General features: G+C 58.7%; 2 protein-coding genes. One reads left to right on the plus strand and one right to left on the minus strand.

Annotated features, from left to right (window positions below; genetic code table 11):
* Positions 1-216, plus strand: a 216-nt coding sequence (locus tag IE158_RS13665) for a hypothetical protein (RefSeq protein WP_229839138.1), incomplete at its 5' end; no start/stop codon positions are given.
* 141 nt (positions 217-357) lie between these two features.
* Here the strand turns inward: IE158_RS13665 and IE158_RS13355 are convergent.
* Complete coding sequence (locus tag IE158_RS13355; RefSeq protein ID WP_189644196.1) at positions 358-1,023, minus strand: hypothetical protein; 666 nt, start codon at positions 1,021-1,023, stop codon at positions 358-360.
* Positions 1,024-1,305: the final 282 nt, after the last annotated feature.

Here is a 1,305-nt window from a genome sequence, read left to right on the forward strand (position 1 = left end):
AAGGGCAGTTGGTGGAGCCAACTGGGGAATTGCAATATGATGCAATCTACACCCGGAAGCTACTTAGTGGTGCAGGCATTGACTCAGGCAGAGCAGGCAGGTAAGGGGAAGAAGCGGGCCGGAGCAATGGAGAAGTTACGGCAGATAGGGGAACGTCTGCCGGACACAGAGACATTTCTCAAGCAGCGCCGAGAGGATAGCCGAGACGACCACTGAGCCAGTTTTTCTGTCCGCTAACTTGGTTTAGGTGTGATAAGTGGGGATGATTTTAGCCGGGTAAAACTGTAGTAAATGCGGGTTAGTGCTAATCAGCAAGAAATTACTAGGCTATTATCCTAGTAATTTCCTCAAAACTGGTCAGGGTTGGTACAGGTTGACCCCGGCCCAGTTTGTCAGTTTGGGGAGGGCATCGGCCCGCTGTTTGCGTGGACGTCCTGTGGTGTCCTCAATGCCGCGTAGTACGCCCCGGCAGACCACCACACCCACCGAGAGCTTGCTGTGGAGTTGTTCGCCGGACTCAGACCACGCCGCAAGGCGGAAGGCCCGACCCGACCCCAAGCGGGCTGTGAGGCCAGCAGGCCCAGGTGTGACCATCAGCCGCCCATCCGCGACTGCGGCCCAGTGTCCCGATGCTTCCAGAATGGCGATGACCCCGGCCACCTTGTCCAGCTCCTTTGTGCTGACCTCACCGATGTCGGCGGGCAAGCCCGCTTCCAGGCGTTGGGAGCGCGAACCGCTGCCCACCGAGACCCGGCCCCAGCCCCAGACCTCATCAAAGCACTGCACAGGCCACTTGGTGTTCAGGTCAGCCAGCGCCTCGGCCTGGGCCTGAAAACGGGCGAAGTGGGCTGCATCGTCCACCACCGCCACGAAGCGCGGGGGGCGCTGCCCACCATTGGGTCTTGACTCTCCATCTTCTTCATGCCGCCAGATGGCGGAGCCGCGCAAGCTGTTCAGCAGAGAGAAATACTCGCGCCACTGTGCAGAAAGGGTAGGACTGAAGATAGTGCTAATACTAGGCATTTACCCTAGTATCTTACTGCTAGGCCAAAAGATAAACCCCGGCGAGATGAGGCCGGGGTCTACCAGCAGGCAAGAAAGACGTGGCAGGCTCACACGAGAAAGGTCAGTTTATCGGCGGTGGAACAAGTCCCAAACACGTCCGAGAAGTCCCGCTGCACTGCCGAGGATTCCGAGCCAAAGGCCCAGTTTCCGTAGCTTCCGCTCCTGCTCGCGCTGCTCAGTAGGTGACAACTTCACTTCCAGCCCCTCCTGGTGGGCAAAAAGGCTGGGTCAGCAGGTCTA

The sequence above is a fragment of the Deinococcus piscis genome, from assembly GCF_014653275.1.
Classification (GTDB): Bacteria; Deinococcota; Deinococci; order Deinococcales; family Deinococcaceae; genus Deinococcus; species Deinococcus piscis.